The sequence below is a fragment of the Nocardia sp. NPDC060220 genome, from assembly GCF_042727815.1.
Taxonomy (GTDB): domain Bacteria; phylum Actinomycetota; class Actinomycetes; order Mycobacteriales; family Mycobacteriaceae; genus Nocardia.
In genome coordinates, this window is the sequence record NZ_JBHWZY010001099.1 from 1 (window position 1) to 1,944 (window position 1,944).

2 protein-coding genes and 1 pseudogene are annotated in these 1,944 nt (G+C 66.7%); all 3 read right to left on the reverse strand.

Annotated features, from left to right (window positions below):
• A pseudogene (locus ACFWF3_RS34055) lies at positions 1–201 on the reverse strand (ketol-acid reductoisomerase); the annotation flags it as partial.
• A 77-nt stretch (positions 202–278) separates the two neighbouring features.
• On the reverse strand, positions 279–782 hold the full coding sequence (gene ilvN / locus ACFWF3_RS34060; RefSeq protein ID WP_019048314.1) for an acetolactate synthase small subunit: 504 nt from the start codon (positions 780–782) through the stop codon (positions 279–281).
• Positions 779–1,944, reverse strand: a 1,166-nt coding sequence (locus tag ACFWF3_RS34065; protein WP_379318124.1) for a thiamine pyrophosphate-dependent enzyme, incomplete at its 5' end; no start/stop codon positions are given. The genes ACFWF3_RS34065 and ilvN, both read right to left, overlap by 4 nt.

Below are 1,944 nucleotides of genomic sequence, written 5' to 3' on the forward strand. Positions count from 1 at the left end.
GACCTCGGCGGGGGTGCCGACGGTCAGACCGGCCTCTTCGGCCTTCGGGCGAGACTTCGAACCCTCGGCCAGGCCGACGCGGACGTCGACGCCGGAGTCGCGCAGGCTCAGCGAGTGCGCGTGGCCCTGGCTGCCGTAACCGATCACGGCGACCTTGCGGCCCTGGATGATCGACAGGTCAGCGTCGTCGTCGTAGAACATCTCGACTGCCACTTTGGTTGGTCCCTTCTGAATGAATGCGGTTAGGAAAAGTTATCGCGGAGGTTGCTGAGGGAGGTTCAGCGGGTCGCGGTGATCGATTTGGGGCCGCGGCCGACGGCCACGACACCGGACTGCACGATCTCGCGGATCCCGTACGGCTCGACCATGCGCAGCAGCGCGTCGAGCTTGGAACGGGTGCCGGTCGCCTCGATGGTCAGCGCGTCGGGCGACACGTCGATCACCTTGGCGCGGAACAACTGCACGGCCTCGATCACCTGCGTGCGCACCGACGCGTCGGCGCGCACCTTCACCAGGATCAGCTCGCGGGCCACCGAGGCGTCGGCGTCCTGCTCCACGATCTTGATGACGTTGATCAGCTTGTTGAGCTGCTTGGTGACCTGCTCGAGGGGCAGATCGTCGACGGTCACGACGATCGTCATCCGCGAGATCTCGGGGATCTCGGTGCCACCGACGGCCAGGGATTCGATATTGAAGCCACGGCGCGAGAACAGGCTCGCGACTCGCGCCAGCACGCCCGGCTTGTCCTCGACAAGGACGCTCAGGGTGTGGGTGGTGCTCATTCGTCGTCGCCCTTCTCGGAGGTGGCCTGCTCGCGTTCCATCGCCTCGTGGATGACGGCCGGTTCGGAGACCGACTCGTCCTCGTCGAAGAGCGGACGGATGCCGCGGGCGAACATGATCTCGTCGTTGCTGGTGCCCGAGGCGACCATCGGCCACACCTGGGCGTCCTTGCCGACGATGAAGTCGATCACGACCGGGCGGTCGGTGATGGCCTGGGCCTGACGGATCGCGTCCTCGACCTCGGACTCCTTCTCCACCCGGATGCCGACGCAACCCAGCGCCTCGGCCAGCTTCACGAAATCGGGGATGCGCAGGGAATGCGTGCCGAGATCGGTGTTGGAGTAGCGCTGTTCGTAGAACAGGGTCTGCCACTGACGGACCATGCCCAGGTTGCCGTTGTTGATCAGGGCGACCTTGATCGGCACCCCTTCGATGGCGCAGGTGGCCAGTTCCTGGTTGGTCATCTGGAAGCAGCCGTCACCGTCGACCGCCCAGACTTCCTTGTCCGGCGCGCCCATCTTGGCGCCCATGGCAGCGGGCACCGAGTAGCCCATGGTGCCGAGACCGCCCGAGTTGAGCCAGGTGCGCGGGTTCTCGTACTTGATGAACTGCGCGGCCCACATCTGGTGCTGGCCGACGCCGGCGCAGTAGATGGCCTCGGGGCCCGCGAGCCGACCGAGGGTCTCGATGACGTACTCCGGCGAGACCGAGCCGTCGCTGGGCGTCTTCCAGCCCAGCGGGTAGTTCTCGCGGATGCCACTGAGGTAGGCCCACCATTCGGTGAGGTTCAGCAGCGGTGCGTCGCCGGCCTGCGGATCGGCCTTGAGGGTTTCGATCAGCTCGACGATCACCTCACGCGCGTCGCCCACGATCGGGACGTCGGCGTGGCGGTTCTTGCCGATCTCGGCCGGGTCGATGTCGGCGTGGATGACCTTCGCGTCGGGCGCGAAGGAATCCAGCTGACCGGTGACGCGGTCGTCGAAACGGGCGCCGAGGGTGATCAGCAGGTCCGACTTCTGCAGCGCGGCGACGGCACCGACGGTGCCGTGCATGCCGGGCATGCCCATGTTCAGGGTGTGGCTGTCGGGGAACGCGCCCCGCGCCATCAGCGTGGTGACCACCGGGATGCCGGTGAGTTCGGCCAGCTCGAGCAGTTCCGGCG